14 protein-coding genes are annotated in these 16,664 nt (G+C 41.8%); 5 read left to right on the top strand and 9 right to left on the bottom strand.

Annotated elements, in window-relative coordinates:
• Positions 1-9: 9 nt before the first annotated feature.
• A complete protein-coding gene (gene cstA / locus I3B46_RS18410) occupies positions 10-2,103 on the bottom strand; it encodes a pyruvate/proton symporter CstA (RefSeq protein ID WP_014657510.1) in 2,094 nt (697 codons plus the stop codon).
• Between the two features lie 328 nt (positions 2,104-2,431).
• On the bottom strand, positions 2,432-3,340 hold the full coding sequence (locus I3B46_RS18405) for an EamA family transporter (RefSeq protein WP_053109823.1): 909 nt from the start codon (positions 3,338-3,340) through the stop codon (positions 2,432-2,434).
• A gap of 357 nt (positions 3,341-3,697) precedes the next feature.
• Here I3B46_RS18405 and sugE point away from each other — a divergent pair, with 357 nt between their 5' ends.
• Complete coding sequence (gene sugE / locus I3B46_RS18400) at positions 3,698-4,012, top strand: quaternary ammonium compound efflux SMR transporter SugE (RefSeq protein WP_014657512.1); 315 nt, start codon at positions 3,698-3,700, stop codon at positions 4,010-4,012.
• Positions 4,013-4,297: 285 nt separating this feature from the next.
• On the opposite strand, the gene I3B46_RS18395 is transcribed toward sugE, so the two are convergent.
• Complete coding sequence (locus I3B46_RS18395) at positions 4,298-5,029, bottom strand: GntR family transcriptional regulator (RefSeq protein ID WP_004925825.1); 732 nt, start codon at positions 5,027-5,029, stop codon at positions 4,298-4,300.
• A gap of 241 nt (positions 5,030-5,270) precedes the next feature.
• On the opposite strand from I3B46_RS18395, the gene I3B46_RS18390 reads away from it, so the two are divergent.
• From I3B46_RS18390 to I3B46_RS18380, 3 genes are all read left to right on the top strand, one after another.
• Positions 5,271-6,431: a mandelate racemase/muconate lactonizing enzyme family protein gene (locus I3B46_RS18390; protein ID WP_004925816.1), complete on the top strand. Its 1,161-nt coding sequence runs from the start codon at positions 5,271-5,273 to the stop codon at positions 6,429-6,431.
• 70 nt (positions 6,432-6,501) lie between these two features.
• Positions 6,502-7,800: an MFS transporter gene (locus I3B46_RS18385; RefSeq protein ID WP_104873199.1), complete on the top strand. Its 1,299-nt coding sequence runs from the start codon at positions 6,502-6,504 to the stop codon at positions 7,798-7,800.
• 30 nt (positions 7,801-7,830) lie between these two features.
• Complete coding sequence (locus I3B46_RS18380) at positions 7,831-8,157, top strand: cupin domain-containing protein (RefSeq protein ID WP_060560751.1); 327 nt, start codon at positions 7,831-7,833, stop codon at positions 8,155-8,157.
• 790 nt (positions 8,158-8,947) lie between these two features.
• Here I3B46_RS18380 and frdD read toward each other — a convergent pair.
• The 4 genes from frdD to frdA are packed head-to-tail and all read right to left on the bottom strand — an operon-like array spanning position 8,948 to position 12,250.
• The gene (gene frdD, locus I3B46_RS18375) at positions 8,948-9,301 is read right to left on the bottom strand and encodes a fumarate reductase subunit FrdD (RefSeq protein WP_004925804.1); all 354 of its coding nucleotides are present in this window, start codon (positions 9,299-9,301) and stop codon (positions 8,948-8,950) included.
• Positions 9,302-9,316: 15 nt separating this feature from the next.
• Entirely contained in the window at positions 9,317-9,712 is a 396-nt protein-coding gene (frdC, locus tag I3B46_RS18370) for a fumarate reductase subunit FrdC (RefSeq protein WP_004925800.1), read from the bottom strand.
• Between the two features lie 14 nt (positions 9,713-9,726).
• Positions 9,727-10,461, bottom strand: a complete 735-nt coding sequence (locus I3B46_RS18365; protein ID WP_014657515.1) for a succinate dehydrogenase/fumarate reductase iron-sulfur subunit — start codon at positions 10,459-10,461, stop codon at positions 9,727-9,729.
• Complete coding sequence (gene frdA, locus I3B46_RS18360; protein ID WP_004925792.1) at positions 10,454-12,250, bottom strand: fumarate reductase (quinol) flavoprotein subunit; 1,797 nt, start codon at positions 12,248-12,250, stop codon at positions 10,454-10,456. Before frdA ends, I3B46_RS18365 begins: the two co-directional genes overlap by 8 nt.
• Before the next feature lie 802 nt (positions 12,251-13,052).
• On the opposite strand from frdA, the gene epmA reads away from it, so the two are divergent.
• The gene (gene epmA, locus I3B46_RS18355; RefSeq protein WP_004925785.1) at positions 13,053-14,030 is read left to right on the top strand and encodes an elongation factor P--(R)-beta-lysine ligase; all 978 of its coding nucleotides are present in this window, start codon (positions 13,053-13,055) and stop codon (positions 14,028-14,030) included.
• 44 nt (positions 14,031-14,074) lie between these two features.
• Here the strand turns inward: epmA and glpQ are convergent, their stop codons facing one another.
• Together glpQ and glpT are read right to left on the bottom strand one after the other, a co-directional pair.
• Positions 14,075-15,151 carry a glycerophosphodiester phosphodiesterase gene (gene glpQ, locus I3B46_RS18350; protein WP_036942962.1) on the bottom strand — a complete coding sequence of 359 codons (1,077 nt, stop codon included), beginning with the start codon at positions 15,149-15,151 and terminating at the stop codon, positions 14,075-14,077.
• Positions 15,152-15,250: 99 nt separating this feature from the next.
• Positions 15,251-16,600 (bottom strand): glycerol-3-phosphate transporter, encoded by a 1,350-nt coding sequence (glpT, locus tag I3B46_RS18345; protein ID WP_004925781.1) that lies wholly within the window; start codon positions 16,598-16,600, stop codon positions 15,251-15,253.
• Between the last annotated feature and the right edge of the window lie 64 nt (positions 16,601-16,664).

Raw genomic sequence — 16,664 nt, 5'->3', positions numbered from 1 at the left:
CACGATGAATTAGTGATGGCGTGTATTCGCAACAATTTCCTGATAGTTAGCTGGCATTGGTTCATATGGAACTTCATTCGCTGTTGGCTCAGAAGATTTCAATGCTTTTAATGCTGTACGGATTGAGAATATCGCGAGTAGCACGACAACGATCATAAAGAAAATTGTTAACCCAGCATCTAAACGGTTATTAAAAATCAACTGTGTTAGTTGTGACTCAGTATATTGCGATGGGATATTTCCACTATCAATCATTGCTTGGAATTTATTGGCTACAGCGAGGAAACCAACGCGCGCATCTTCACTGAATGTTTTTTCCCATCCTGCGGTCATTGTACAAATAAGCAACCACGCAGTAGGCACTAAAGCAACCCATGCGTAGCGTTGACGCTTCATTTTGAACAGGACTACAGCACAGAGCATTAAGGCCATACCTGCTAGCATTTGGTTTGCGATACCAAAAAGTGGCCAGAGTGTATTGATACCACCGAGTGGGTCAACAACACCTTGATGAAGGAAATACCCCCATGCAAGTACACATAATGCTGTTGCAATTAGGTTTGCAGGAAGTGAGTCGGTTCGTTTCAAAGAAGGTGAGATCACGCCTAATAAATCTTGTAGCATAAAGCGTGCCGCACGGGTTCCCGCATCGACAGCCGTTAAAATAAACAGCGCTTCAAACAAGATAGCGAAGTGATACCAAAACGACACATTCATTAAACCGCCGAGGGCGCCGTGTAAGATATAGGCCATGCCTACCGCCAGTGTTGGAGCTCCACCTGCTCGAGAAATAATGCTGTTTTCACCGACCTCATTGGCGATATTTGTTAGCTGCTCAGGTGTTATTTGGAAGCCCCAGCTACTGACAACTTGTGCAGCCGAAGCGACGACATCTTCAGTACCTGCAGGTGCTAACATCGCCATAGGGCTGTTCATGGCAAAATAGACACCGGGATCAATCACACAAGCGGCAACCAATGCCATAATCGCGACAAACGATTCCATTAACATGCCGCCATAGCCGATAAAGCAAGCTTGGTTCTCATTCGCAAGCATTTTGGGGGTTGTTCCTGATGAAATTAAAGCATGGAAACCAGAAACAGCACCACAAGCAATAGTAATAAATAAAAACGGGAACAGATCACCTGCCCAGACAGGGCCTGTGCCATCAATATATTTGGTCAGCGCTGGCATTTCTAAATTGGGGTTTAAAATAAGAATACCAATGGCTAACCCGATGATGGTACCAATCTTTAAAAAGGTAGAAAGGTAATCGCGAGGTGCCAGCAGTAGCCAAACAGGCAGAACTGCGGCAACAAACCCATATCCAACAAGCATCCATGTCAGTTGCACACCGGTATAGTCAAAATACGGTGCCCATGTTTCACTTTCGGCAACCCAGCCACCTGAAATAATTGCAAATACAAGGAATACCAGACCAATAATAGACACTTCACCAATACGACCAGGGCGAATATAACGGGTATATATTCCCATGAATATCGCAAGAGGAATGGTAAAGGCGACTGTATAGGTGCCCCATGGGCTGTGTGTAAGGGCTTTGACGACGATCATCGCAAGCACTGCAAGGATAATCACCATAATCATAAAGCAAGCGATAAGGGCTAAGATGCCCGCAGTATTCCCCATCTCTTCTTTAACCAATTCACCCAGTGAGCGGCCATCTCGACGAGTCGACACAAAAAGCACCATAAAATCTTGAACCGCACCCGCTAATACGACCCCTGCTAGCAGCCATAACATGCCTGGCAGATACCCCATTTGAGCAGCTAATACCGGGCCTACCAGTGGTCCTGCCCCTGCAATTGCTGCAAAATGGTGACCGAAGAGAATTTTTTTATCTGTCGGAACGTAATCTAAGCCATCGTTATGACGGATAGAGGGTGTCATTCGTGTTGAATCGACTTGTAGTACCTTTTTAGCAATAAACAGTCCGTAATAACGATATGCGATTAAATAGACACAAACCGCTGCAACGACGATCCATAGCGCATTAATTTGCTCGCCTCGATTTAATGCGATATAACCGAGAGCAAAAGCGCCTAATATCGCTAGCACAATCCAAATTAATTGTTTACCCATAGCCATCCCATCCGTTTTATTATTAAGCCGTTTGCATTTTTGTATTTGCAGATTACTGACACATATAGCTAGAGTTAACGGAAAGGCAAGATAGCTAAAACGTGAAACCTAACAGTGAGTAAAAATAAATTTCATAACTGTTATTAATATCACTAAATAATAGCAGTTAACTGGATTTTATTTCGATTTCAGCTAGAGGGAAAGCGATTGATTTGTGAGAAATGCTATTTATTTTCTTTATATTGCTATTATACGCTGGTGTAGTTGGTGCATATAAAGAGCGAAATCATAGGCAGAGCTTGAAAGTCTATACCCTGCCTAGTTTGGCTTAATGGCTTCTGATCCGTTGGATGAGCTTTTTACCAAATAAGGTAATAATCAGCCCAAACATGATGAGTATCAACCCAGCAAATTGTATGCTATTTATATGCTCATCAAGGAATAATGCACTGCTGCTTAGGCCGAATACGGGCACCAACAGAGAAAAAGGAGCAACCCGCCAAGCTTCATAGCGACCTAATAGAACACCCCACAAACCATAACCCACAAAAGTAGATAGATAAGCAAGGTAAATGATGGTGCCAAATACTGGCCAATTAAAATCAGATAGGCCTTGTACAATGGCCTCTTCACCTTCAAATAGCCATGAGCTTATTAAGAAAGGGATAATAGGGATAAGAGCACTCCAACTGACCAAGGAGAGTGCACTGCATTTTTCCTCTTGCTGATTGTGCATAATCATCCTATTGGTGATATTACCACATGCCCATGAAAGCCCTGCGATTAGCGTAAAAGTTAATCCTAATAATGGAATATCATCCAAGCCGCCGGCTGTTGCACCTTTAGCCAATATTGTTAGCCCAACGACGGCAATTAACATTCCTATGAAATGGGTGGCTTGTAGAGATTCTTTTAAGATGACGGCACCTAAGAGTAAGGTGAAAAAGGCTTGGGATTGTAAAATAACGGATGTGACCCCAGCGGGCATACCGACACGAATGGCACAAAAGAGGAAAGCAAATTGACCAAAGCTAATCGTTAACCCATATAAGAGTAATAATTTGAAGGGGATCTTTGGGCGTTTAAAGAAAAAAATAGCGGGAAATGCCACGAATATAAAACGCAATGCCCCTAATAATAATGGTGGAAGCGCGGTAACGCCGAGCTTAATGATCACGAAGTTAACACCCCAAATGATAACCACACACAGGGCGAGTAATATATCTTTGAAGCTCATGCTACTCTCAATGGCTGTCGTAAGTGAAGCTTTCTACTCTACCTCTGGTTGTATAATTTCGCGATAGAAATTTTAATACAGTACAAATATGTAAATTTCTATTGTTGATTGCAGCTAATTTGTTATTTTTTATTACTTGAGTTGGGGAAATTGAGGATTTATAATGATATTTCACTTCACGTTTTCAGGACGACCTGAATATGTACTCTAAACCGTTTGAAGTGCAGTAGAACGACAATAGAAGCATATAAACCGATACAATCGGGCTTAGTCGACAATACTGTAAGCCAAATATGGATGAGTGCACACGTTAATTAAATAATGGGGACGACCCCGGTTACATTCGGGAGAAAAGCAATGGCTTGGATCATCCTCTTATTTGCCGGTTTATTAGAAGTTGTTTGGGCCGTTGGCCTAAAATACACTCACGGTTTTACACGTCTTACCCCAAGTATTATTACAATCGTCGCGATTATTGCGAGTATGGGGTTATTAGCTTATGCAATGCGTGATTTGCCCGCAGGAACCGCTTATGCAATATGGACAGGTATAGGTGCTGTTGGTACGGCCATTGTCGGGATTATTTTCTTGGGGGAATCAGCCAATATATTCCGCTTACTTAGCCTTGGGTTAATTATTATTGGTTTAATTGGCTTAAAAGTTTCAAGCTAAAATAAATATACTCGTCAATACGGGGGCAAATAGGCGCCCGTATTGACGGGAGATGATAAAGTTTCAATCAGTGAAAATGTACCGAAAAATATAGACTAGATGTTTGTGTTCTTTAGTACGTTGAAGATCCCAAATTCGCCGTTATATTTCCAAATCCTGTAGAAATAATTTCCCTGAGACATTTATTCATTAGTCAACATGCTCTGTTTCGGGTTAGGTGCTAGGTGTTTTCACTTGTGTGCTCATTAACACTGCCTCTTTATCAGGAAGCTATGCTAGGTTTACTTACTTGGGTTCTCTTTTTTTATCAATAGCTTGATTGAAGTTAATCTCTTTATTTTGATTGCGAATATGCTCTTTGATTTCAATTTCTAGAATATTGAGATCCCCTGAGCGTATTTTATCTAATAGCACTTTGTGCTCATCAATAATTTCTTCCATAGGCTTGGTAAAGGTTGATATCCCAATGATAATGGTCAACTGCTTAGAGACGTTTTCCCATAATGCGGTTAGGGTATTGTTACCGCTTAATTGGCATAATGTTCGGTGGAAATTCACGTCACAAAGCGAGAATTCATAGCTATCCGCTAATTTTGCTGCTCGCGCCATTTGCACAATACACTGGTTTAACTGTTCGATAGATTGTGGATCTAAATGCTTATTTTTGGCGATAAAGGTTTTAATAGCCTGTCGTTCTAATAGAATTCTGACTTCGATCAGTTCATCCAGCCTCTCTTCTGAAACAGGGGCCATTCGAATGCCTTTAAATGGCTCATTAATCACGATCCCTTGGCTTTCTAATACTCTTAAGGCTTCTCTAACAGGAACACGGCTGACATTCATTTTTTCTGCAATTTCTTTTTCAACAATGCGATCCCCTGGCAGGATAAATCCACGGGTTGCCGCCTCAACAATTTTATCTACCACATCATCAGTGAGTGTCCTTGCTTTGATTGGCTTCCAGTAATCTTCTTGCGAGGTGATTTTCTGCGATTGTTGCCCTTTTCCAACTGTCATGATGTTTAGCCTATTAAATTTGTTACTAATCAAAGAATTAATTGGTAGTTGATTGCGCCTTTAATGCATCAAAATTATCACATTGGCCAGCAATAAACCAATAAAAAACCCACTATTGCGATATTTTTTCGAGGGGGAGATAAACCCAGAATGGATCACATATTCAACAATTGAATATTGTATACAATATTACAATGTTGTTAAATGCTTCAAATTCAGTTAAGCAAGAGAAGGAAAAGACATGAACAACATGCTTGAAGATATAAAAATTACTGAAATTGTTGCCGTGCCTTTATTTGGGGAGAGCCCAAAAGGGGGATGGTCCAATGAAATCAAACCAGAAGATTCGATCCACGCCATTATTGCGGTGCACACTGATGCTGGCATCACGGGGTACGGCAGCGTATTCACTGATGGTCGCTTAGTTGAAGCCGCCATCCCTGTACTAGCATCTTTATGTATTGGTGAAAGTGCATTACAGCCAGAAAGAGTGTCTGAAAAACTTAGACAAAATACATTTTGGATGGGGCGCGGGGGAACGTTAACACATACGATTAGCGGCATTGATATTGCATTGTGGGACATTTTAGGTAAAGCAACAGGACTCCCCGTAAGTACGTTACTTGGCGGTAATTATCGTTCCAAAGTACAGCCGTATTGCTCTTTACTCATGGAAGAACCAGAGACGATGTTCAACGTGATCTCTGATTATAAAAAGCTTGGTTTTAAAGCATTTAAAATTGGTTGGGGCCCATTTGGACGTAACAATGATGCCAAATTAGATAGAGCAATTGTTGAGGCAGCAAGGGATGCGGCAGGTTACGAATCACACTTGTTAGTTGATGCGGGCGCAAGTGATGCATATTGGCCAAATGGCTTGAAATGGGCAATCCAAACATCGCATATGTTAGCGGAATATCAAGTTGGTTGGTTTGAAGAAGCGTTACGTCCGGATGACCTTGAGGACTTTAAAGTGCTGCGTAAAGAAAGCCCAGTGCCGATTGCGGGTGGTGAAGTGTTAACCCGTCGTCAATCTTTCTTACCATGGCTCTCTCAGGGGGCATTCGATATTGTTCAACCTGACGTGACGAAAGTGGGCGGCATTTCAGAGCAACGTCGAATCGCATGGCTGGCTGATGAGTTTGGTGTTAAGTATGTTGGACACGGTTGGAATACCGCAATGGGGCTGGCGGCCGACTTACAAATGGCAGCAGCCTTCCCACAAGTGGATTTTGTCGAGTTTATCGGTGGTAGCCAATATATTGATGGCATTGTTAAAACACCATTTAAAGTGGATGAGCAAGGGTATTTAACGATCCCAAAATTACCGGGGCTTGGTATTGAGCTAGACATCGATAAATTAGCGAAATTCACAGTTAATCCAGAGCGTTTGTTTAAGTAACTTCATATACATAAGCCAGATAGTGACAACACTATCTGGTTTCCTCTCCTTATTAAAAGGTATGGTTACGATGAAAAATAAGAACAAAGGTACAAAAATAAGGTTTTCGATAGCGATATTAATGACGCTTGCGATTGTTATTAATTACTTAGATAGAACTGTTATGTCTGCAGCAGCACCGACTATCTCAGAAGAACTGCAAATTTCGCCAGAGATGATGGGATGGATAATGTCGGCGTTTTTCTTGAGTTATGCATTATGCCAAATACCAGCGGGTTTTATTGCGGATAAATATGGTCAAAGAAAAACGTTGGCAGGGTCTGTGTTGTGGTGGTCATTAGCAACGGCCGCCACAGCATTAGCCAAAACACCACTGAGTTTTATTTCCACGCGAATTCTAATGGGAATGGGGGAAGCGGGAGCATATCCATGTAATAGTGGTATTGCGGCAAAATGGTTTCCAGATCGTGAACGCGGCAGAATAACGGCATTATTTGATAGTGGTTCTAAGTTTGGAACAGCGTTCGCAATGCCATTAGTGGTGTGGATCATTGCAAAATGGGGCTGGGAATCAGCATTTATTATTTGCGGCGCATTAGGGATTCTCTGGGTTTTTGCATGGTTAAAGGTATATCACGATCCTGAACAACACCCAAAAATTAGTGCTGAAGAACTTGCTTATATTCGTGATGGGCAAATTAAAAAAGATGGTATTGATAATATCCAGCCGATGAAGTGGTATCAGTTGATCCGTTATCGCAATGTACAAGCTATGTGTATCGGCTTCTTTATGTTGGACTACGCCATTTATTTCTTTATTACTTGGTTCCCTGCTTATTTAATGATGGAACGAGGCATGAGTTTAGAAGAAATGGGATTTGCTGCCATGTTACCACCACTATGTGGGATCGCAGGTCAATGGCTGGGTGGTTGGACGACAGATTATCTGTATATTAAATATAATAATATCAACCTTGCTCGTAAATTACCGATTGTGGGCGGCATGCTGATTGCAACCAGTATCGCATTTTCGGGGTTAGTTGAATCTGTTACTTTAATGATGTTTTTACTGTGCTTATCTTATGCGGCACTCGCATTTGCAGCCTCAGCAATATGGTCTTTACCAGGAGATGTTGCACCACGAAATATGACGTCGGTCTTAGGTGGAATGCAAAGCGCTGTTTCTAACTGTGGCGGTATTTTAGGACCTATTGTGACTGGATATATTATTGCAGCAACCGGTTCGTTTATTTGGGCATTAATTGTATCTGGTATTGCTTGTGCAATAGGGGCATTGGTTTATTTAGTGATGTTAAGAAATATTAAGCCGATTACGCCTGATAATGAATCGTTAGAAAAATCAAATTAAACAGCTATATTATTTAAAGTTAAGGTCATAATGTTTATTTTCGATAAGGAAATAGAGGCAAAAAACATTGCCTCAGGTACGCGACGTAAGTTGTTCCCTGGCAGTGAAAATATGATGATAGCAAGATTATCTTTCACAACCGGTACATCAGGTGACTTACACGCTCATCCACATGAACAAATGAGTTATATACTCAAAGGGAAATTTAGATATCAAGTGGGGCATGTGACTAAAGAAGTTGGAGAAGGCGATGTTGTTTATATTCCTTCAAATGAGAAACATCGCTGTGAGTGTTTATCTAATGGTGAAATTTTAGATATATTCGTACCAATGAGAAAAGACTTTTTAGATAATTAAATCATTTTGCTAAATGATTAAAAATCTATTGATAAAATAGAGGGGATCTCAATGTCTAAAATTGGGATCCCCTCTCTATTTTTTAATAATTAAAATTGACCCATTCATTACATGATAAAAAACACAACCAGTAATAATCAAAGCAGTTTTATCATTGAGGGAAATACACTAACGTGATATCTCAGATATGTTATTTTTCTTCTTTATTGATTTTTCGCTGATTCAAGACAACAAGTCAAACATAAAAAAGTAAGCATAAAAATGGGGATAATCATAAACGGTGAATAAGGTGAATATTGTCTGGTAATCTTGCCGATACTAGATGTAGCAATTAACTTAACAGGAATGCGGCACCTTATTAATTAAATCTCTCAGTAGGTTGAGAAGGCTGTTACATCTGTTATCAATGAGACTCTGTAACAGGGAGCAAAAGAATAGGATGATGCTCTTATTTATTGGGCCATTTCCCGAGAATTGGTGAGAAAAATAATAGCCCAAGATGTTGAGTGCCAATAGGACACCCTAGTGTTGGGTTAAGCCGTTGCGTCGAACATATTGATTTACGCAATAGTGGATAATACAGGTATCGCCAAATCTAGTTTGGATAGCACCATGTAGGGTAATCATTCATGCCATAGCAGATTTATTGAAATCGCTAGTTTTGATAAAGAAACGGTCATTACAGTAGCCAGAGAGCGGCTTAATAACGTGGAAATAGAAAGGGAGATGAGAGGCAGTATAATGAAAAATCCCTCATAGCGGTGAGGCATATGAGGGATCAGTAAAGCTGTTACAGAGCAATGACACCAATAATAGCGATCACGCTAATAATCGCCGCACCACCATAAAATACCCATTTTGATGCTGGGACATGCACTTTAAAGTCGTGCAGTGTGTGGTGAATACGGTGCATAGCACACCATACTGGTAGAATTATCATGAGCAGTAAGAAAATACGCCCGATAAAACTTTGGCAGAATGCGACAATACGCTCATAGCTTAGCATTTCAGGTGCAACACCTAATGGGATTAATATTCCCAAGAGAATGATGATAGCAGGTCCAACAATGGCACTCCACATACCACCGGCACCAAATAATCCCCAGAAAACCGGTTCATCGGAACGTTTAGGCGTTAGATTCATCAGATCCTCCGTTGATTAAAATAGCAGTGCGATCGCTAAAATCGCTGCCGTAACTAAGATCGTTAATGCCCAAAAACCTTTAACAATTGGCTCTTGTGACATTTTTTTATCACCAACGATAATACTGACGGCTTTTGGAGCTAGATTAAACCATGTTGTGGTATGAAGGAGCGTCGCAGCCAGTGTAATAATGTTGATAATAATGACGATTGGATTACTTAAAAATCCAACAAAGCTTGCCCAAGATTCTGGACCACCTTTTAATGCGAATACGCCGAATAACACTAAAAGGCTAAACCATAGCTGAAGAACGGAGGTACTTTCACGTACGATATAAAAGCGGTAGAAACCTAACTTTTGCCACCAGTCGCCCTTCATTTCCCTTACATAGGGTTTACGTTTTGTAGTCATGACTTCAATTCTCCTTATCGTGGCTTCAGCATGGCGATAATAAAGTCTTGCGCGCTGGCTGCTTTCGCTTGCTGGATTGCAGCTGCTGGGTCAACATGCTTAGGACAGACTTCAGAGCAGTAGCCTACAAATGTACAGCTCCAGACACCATTATCACCGTTCAATAATGGCATGCGTTCTTTTGCTCCGTGGTCACGGTTATCTAAGTTGTAGCGCTCAGCCAAGGTAATTGCAGCAGGACCAACAAATTCAGGATTCAGGCCGAATTGTGGGCAAGCGGCATAGCACAAGCCACAGTTAATGCATCCAGAGAACTGATGGTATTTTGCCATCTGTGCCGGAGTCTGCTTATTCGGACCTTCTGAAGGCTTACGATCGTTACCAATGATATAAGGCTTGATAGCTTCTAAGCGCTCAATAAAGTGAGTCATATCAACCACCAGATCACGCTCGATCGGGAAGTTGCCTAGCGGTTCTACCTTCAACCCTTCAGGGTAGTCACGTAGGAAAGTTTTGCACGCTAGTTTGGGAACATTATCAACCATCATGCCGCAAGAACCACAAATCGCCATACGGCAAGACCAGCGATAAGACAGATCAGGCGCAAGGTTATCTTTGATATAACCTAAAGCATCCAGCAATGAGGTTTGCTCATCATAAGGGACATCATATGCCACTAAATGGGGCTCATTATCCGTTTCAGGATTGTAGCGCATGATCTCCATTTTTAAGTGTTTCATATCATCCATTAGCTTGCTCCTTGTTTGCCTTCTCTTGAGCTTCAGCTTCTGCACCATAAACACGTTTTGCTGGCTGAGATTTAGTAATCTTCACATCACTGTATTCAAGACGAGGTGCGCCTTCTGGGTTATAGAATGCCAATGTGTGTTTTAAGAAATTCACATCATCACGTTCAGTGCAGCCTTCGTCGAGACGTTGGTGTGCACCACGAGACTCTTTTCGATTGAGTGCGGAGTGTGCCATACATTCGGCAACATCTAAGCCAAATCCAAGCTCAATGGTATACAACAGATCGGTATTGAAAACGCTGCTATGGTCGGTAATTTCAACGTGTTTAAAGCGCTCTTTCAACTCTGCAATCTTATCAATGGTTTTTTGCATTAATTCAGGGGTACGGTAAATACCGCAGCCTTCTTCCATTGACATACCCATTTCATCACGGATTTTCGCCCAACTTTCTTTACCTTTTTGGTTGAGAAGTTTGTTCAGATTATCTTCGATATCACGAGTACGTGCTTCAATAGCATTTGCATTCGCTGGGGTTGCTTCTGCTGCATGTTTTGCGGCTTGCTCACCCGCTAAGCGACCGAATACAACAAGCTCAGCTAATGAGTTAGAGCCTAAACGGTTTGCACCGTGGAGACCGACAGAAGAACATTCGCCAACAGCAAATAAGCCTTTGATGCGAGTTTCACAGTTTTGATCTGTTTCGATACCCCCCATCGTATAGTGAGCGGTCGGACGAACAGGAATTGGATCAGTGACTGGGTCAACACCGACATAAGCTTTTGCTAGTTCGCAAATGAAAGGTAGGCGTTCATGTAGTTTTTCTGCACCAAGATGACGTAAATCTAGATAGACAACATCACCACGATGGGTACTAATTGTGCGGCCAGCACGCCATTCATGCCAGAACGCTTGTGAAACTTTGTCACGAGGACCGAGTTCCATATATTTGTTTTCAGGTTTACCGAGTGGCGTTTCGGGGCCCATTCCGTAATCCTGTAGATAGCGATAGCCATCTTTATTGACAAGAATACCGCCTTCGCCGCGGCAACCTTCTGTCATTAAGATACCAGAACCAGGTAGGCCAGTTGGGTGATATTGAACAAACTCCATATCACGCAGTGGTACGCCATGTCGGAAAGCCATGCCCATACCATCACCAGTTACAATACCACCATTAGTATTATAGCGGTAAACACGTCCAGCACCGCCAGTTGCCATGACGATAGAATTGGCACGGATTTGAACCTTTGTGCCTTCCATCATGTTGAGTGCGACAAGACCGCGAACTTGGCCTTCATCGACGATGATATCTAGGACAAAATGTTCGTCAAAGCGTTGAATTTGAGGATATTTTAATGAGGTTTGGAAGAGGGTATGGAGCATATGGAAGCCAGTTTTATCGGCTGCAAACCATGTACGTTCAATTTTCATACCGCCAAAACGACGGACGTTAACTGAACCATCTGGTTTACGGCTCCATGGACAGCCCCATAGTTCCAGTTGAGTCATTTCTGTTGGGCAGTGTTCGACGAAATATTCGACGACATCTTGCTCACACAGCCAGTCTCCACCAGCAACCGTATCATTAAAATGATAGTCATAGGAGTCATGGGCCTGAGTTACTGCGGCTGATCCCCCCTCGGCAGCCACGGTATGGCTACGCATAGGGTAAACTTTTGAGATCAGAGCAATCTTGATGTTGGGATTTGCTTCTGCGGCAGCAATCGCTGCACGTAAGCCTGCGCCCCCGGCCCCGATAATCGCTAGATCGGCATTGAAGGTTTGCACTGCGCTTCTCCATTGTTCAAGTGTAAATTGATAAATTCTTTTAAATACTTTTGATACTTAGCTATCTGCTTGTCAGTGCCACGTAATGTGATACTGCAAAAACTCTCTTTTTTAATAGTAAATAATATAATAGCTAATAATGACTTATCATGCTTTGAATTATAGCGAATAGTCCTCATGATAAATTTGATATAGAGGGGGGTTTTAGGTGATTTAGCCTATAAAGTGTGATCTATGCCAAGTTTTTATTAATTGTTTTTTCATGCGTGGCATTTTAAGTATGGTGATGAGTAAAAAAAACATAAATTCAAATAATTACCATCATCTTTAGCAAAATGGATGGAGGGGAAATCTATTTGTACGATTGGGAATCGACTGGCCTAAAGAGAATAATAACAAAAATGTTGTTAGCTTGTATTTTTTGTCCTAAAGATTTACACAAAAATTAAATACAGTATGTTTGTGCTGTTATTTCTGACGTTTCCTTTCACGAAATAATAACCTATTTGTTTATTAATAATGAATGTCATTTATAACATCAGGTTAACATCATATTAGAAATAATCATGATTGCTTTCTCAAGTTGACTTAAGGATTAATGGTATAAAAACGTTTTTTTGCTTAATCGATTGAAGCCGAGGATAATCACGCATTATTTCGCTCACCTTGCTATATTTTTGTTTGTCTACAGCGATTATTACGGCAGCTTATACATCAATTACATTTGATTAGTGCGAATGGATTGTTTGTCAGGCAAGAGGTGAGTAAACTGCACGACTGTGTTTATTTTGGAGTTATATTAATGAGTGAAGTAGCGGACTGGCAGCCAAGCGCACCCATCGCTAACCTACTACAGCGAGCAAAAATCATCGCTGAAATTAGACGTTTTTTTACAGAGCGCTGTGTGCTTGAGGTTGAAACTCCTGCCATGAGTCAGGCGACCATCACAGATATTCACCTTGTACCTTTTAATACCCGCTTTGTGGGGCCCGGTGCAGCACAAGGGATCGATCTCTATTTGATGACCAGCCCCGAATACCACATGAAACGTTTATTGGCAGCGGGCAGTGGACCAATCTACCAACTCTGTCGTAGTTTTCGTAATGAGGAAGCAGGGAGACACCACAACCCTGAGTTCACGATGCTTGAATGGTATCGCCCACATTATGATATGTACCGTTTAATTAATGAAGTGGATGACTTGCTTCAACAGGTGCTGGATTGTGAAAGTGCTGAATTACTTTCTTATCAACAAGCCTTTTTACGTCATTTAGATATCGACCCTCTCTCGGCAGAAAAAAGCGAGTTAAAAGAAGTCGCTGCTCGGTTGGATTTGAGTAATGTCGCTGAGCACGAAGAAGATAAAGATACACTGTTGCAACTGTTATTTACGATGGGCGTAGAGCCTCATATCGGTAAAGAAAAACCAGTTGTGGTGTATCATTTTCCTGCAACTCAAGCATCTTTAGCAGAAATTAGTACTGAAGATCATCGTGTTGCAGAACGTTTTGAAGTTTATTTTAAAGGTATGGAATTGGCGAATGGCTTTCGTGAATTAACCGACGCGAAAGAGCAACGCCAGCGTTTTGAGCAAGATAACCGTCGACGTGCAGCCTTGGGGTTGCCTGTTCATCCAATTGATGAGCATTTGCTTGCTGCGCTAACCCATGGCTTACCTGAGTGCTCTGGTGTGGCTCTTGGCGTCGATCGTTTGATTATGATTGCGTTAAAGGCTGAAAAGATCAGTGATGTGATTGCTTTCCCTGTCACAATCGCTTAACAGTGTAGATTGCAGCCAAAGGGCTGCAATCTGCTTTTTAGTGATTATGGATGCTGTTTCTGTTTTTGGAGAAACTGTACACCTAAGTCAGGGAAATCAGTGAATGCACCATCTACGTCAGCTTGATTGTAGATAATATCAAAGAGTTGTTGTCCATCCTTAGCGTATTTTGGCAATTTATCGACCCGGATAGTATAAGGGTGTACTGCCATATTATTGGCATGGGCATCTTTTACCATACCCGTTAGCTTAATATTGTTAGGTGTTGAATCTTCACTAACCAACATATGGTAGTCAGGACCAATACCATCTGCATATTTAGCGACTTCCTTCATTGAGCCGGGTTTAAACATCCAATCATAACTATAGTTAACCCAAGTTCCATCTGGTTTCTGTTCTTGTGTTTCGTTCCAGTCAGTGTAGGCAATCAGCTGGATAAGTTTTAAATTCATCCCCATTTCAGGCATTAAGGTGTTCTTAATACGCTTGAGTTCATTTGCATCAAAGCATTGAAGGTAAACATTCGAGTTTTTATCGGTATAACCATACTGTTTCAAGACTTCGAGTGTTTTTTTCGTAATATCTTTGCCTTCTTGCTGGTGGAACCAAGGGGCTTTAATTTCAGGGTAGATACCAATATTTTTCCCTGTCGATTTATTCAGACCTTGAACAAATTCGATTTCTTCTTGGAAGGTATGGATCCGAAAATCAGATTTGCCCATGGGGAAGCGGTTAGGGTAGCTCTGAACCTTCTTGCCATCGACAATATCAAACCCTTCAGTGAACTTTAATGATTTGATTTCATCAAGAGTAAAGTCGATAGCATAATAGCGGCCGTCTTGACGTGCTCGATTAGGAAAACGCTCAGCGACGTCTGTCACGCGATCAAGGTAATGGTCATGAAGTACTACTAACTCATTGTCTTTAGTCATGACTAAATCTTGTTCAAGAAAGTCAGCGCCTTGCGCATAAGCCATCGCTTTTGCTGGTAATGTATGTTCTGGTAGATAACCACTGGCACCACGGTGTGCGATCACGACTTTCTCGGCGGCTTGTGCCACCGCTGAAGCTGACATCACTAAAACCATACTTGCCACCAATGTTTTTAATGGGAAGTGCATGATTGTATCTCCTTGTCACTTTTTTGGTAAAAAAAGGGCTATATCGTTTTTTGATATAGCCCAGAGCTTAGTGCGTTAACGTGAATCTTTAATGAAGTGTTAGTTCATTTTCGCTAATTCACGTTTGTGTTTAGATTCGCTAATCATCACAATAAAGAGTAAAACTACAGCGAGTGCAGAGCCACCGATCATGACGGCAAAGCCACCATCCCAACCGAAGTAGTCAACGGTATAACCAACGATAGCACTTGCCGCAACGGAGCCACCAAGGTAGCCAAATAGACCCGTAAAGCCAGCAGCAGTCCCCGCTGCTTTTTTCGGTGCAAGTTCAAGGGCATGTAGACCAATCAACATAACAGGGCCGTAGATTAAGAAGCCGATGATTAGCATACAAGCCATATCAACATTTGGGTTACCAGCAGGGTTCAGCCAGAATACAATCGTAGCAATTGTAACTAAGAGCATGAAGAAGACGCCTGTTGCTCCGCGGTTACCACGGAACACTTTGTCCGACATCCAACCACAGATCAACGTACCCGGAATACCTGCATATTCGTATAGGAAATAGGCCCAAGAGGATTTATCCATTGCAAAGTGTTTCACTTCACGTAGATAGGTAGGTGACCAATCAAGCACACCGTAACGTAATAGGTAAACAAAGACGTTAGCAATTGCGATCATCCATAACAGTTTGTTCGGGAACACATACTTCATGAAGATCTCTTTTGCCGTTAACTCTTTTTCATCTGACTCTTTGTAGTCAGGTGGATAGTCATTTTTATACTCTTCGATTGGTGGTAAACCACATGATTGCGGCGTATCACGCATGAGAGCAAAAGCAATCATTGCAACAAGGATTGCTGCGAATGCTGGCATATACAGAGCCGCTTTCCAATCGTTGAACCATGCCATACCTAGCATAAATAGTAGAGGAGGAATACCACCCCCTACGTTATGAGCACAGTTCCAAACAGAAACAATACCTCCACGTTCTTTTTGTGACCACCAGTGAACCATGGTACGACCACAAGGAGGCCAGCCCATACCTTGGAACCAACCACATAGGAACAGCAACGCGAACATGACCATGATGCTAGAGGTTGCCCATGGTACAAAGCCCATGATGAGCATGACGACTGCGGCAAGGATTAGGCCTGCCGGTAAGAATACCCGTGGGTTAGAGCGGTCTGATACAGACCCCATAATAAATTTAGAAAAACCGTACGCGATAGAGATCCCTGATAATGCAAAGCCCAGATCGCCTTTGGAAAAGCCTTGTTCAACAAGGTAAGGCATCGCTAAGGCGAAGTTTTTTCTTACCAAATAATAGGCTGCATAACCAAAGAAAATTCCCATGAAGATTTGCCAGCGTAGTCGGCGATAGACTGGATCTATCTTTTCTGCTGGCAACCTCGATATATGAGGTGCTGGCTTAAAAATGCTTAACATATAGCCTCCGATGGCTTATTAATCGTTATTTACTCTTATCTCTTATATTTCTATATAAAAGACT

Source organism: Providencia sp. 2.29 (assembly GCF_015832305.1).
GTDB lineage: Bacteria > Pseudomonadota > Gammaproteobacteria > Enterobacterales > Enterobacteriaceae > Providencia > Providencia stuartii.
This window is presented reverse-complemented; position numbering and strand designations above follow the sequence as displayed.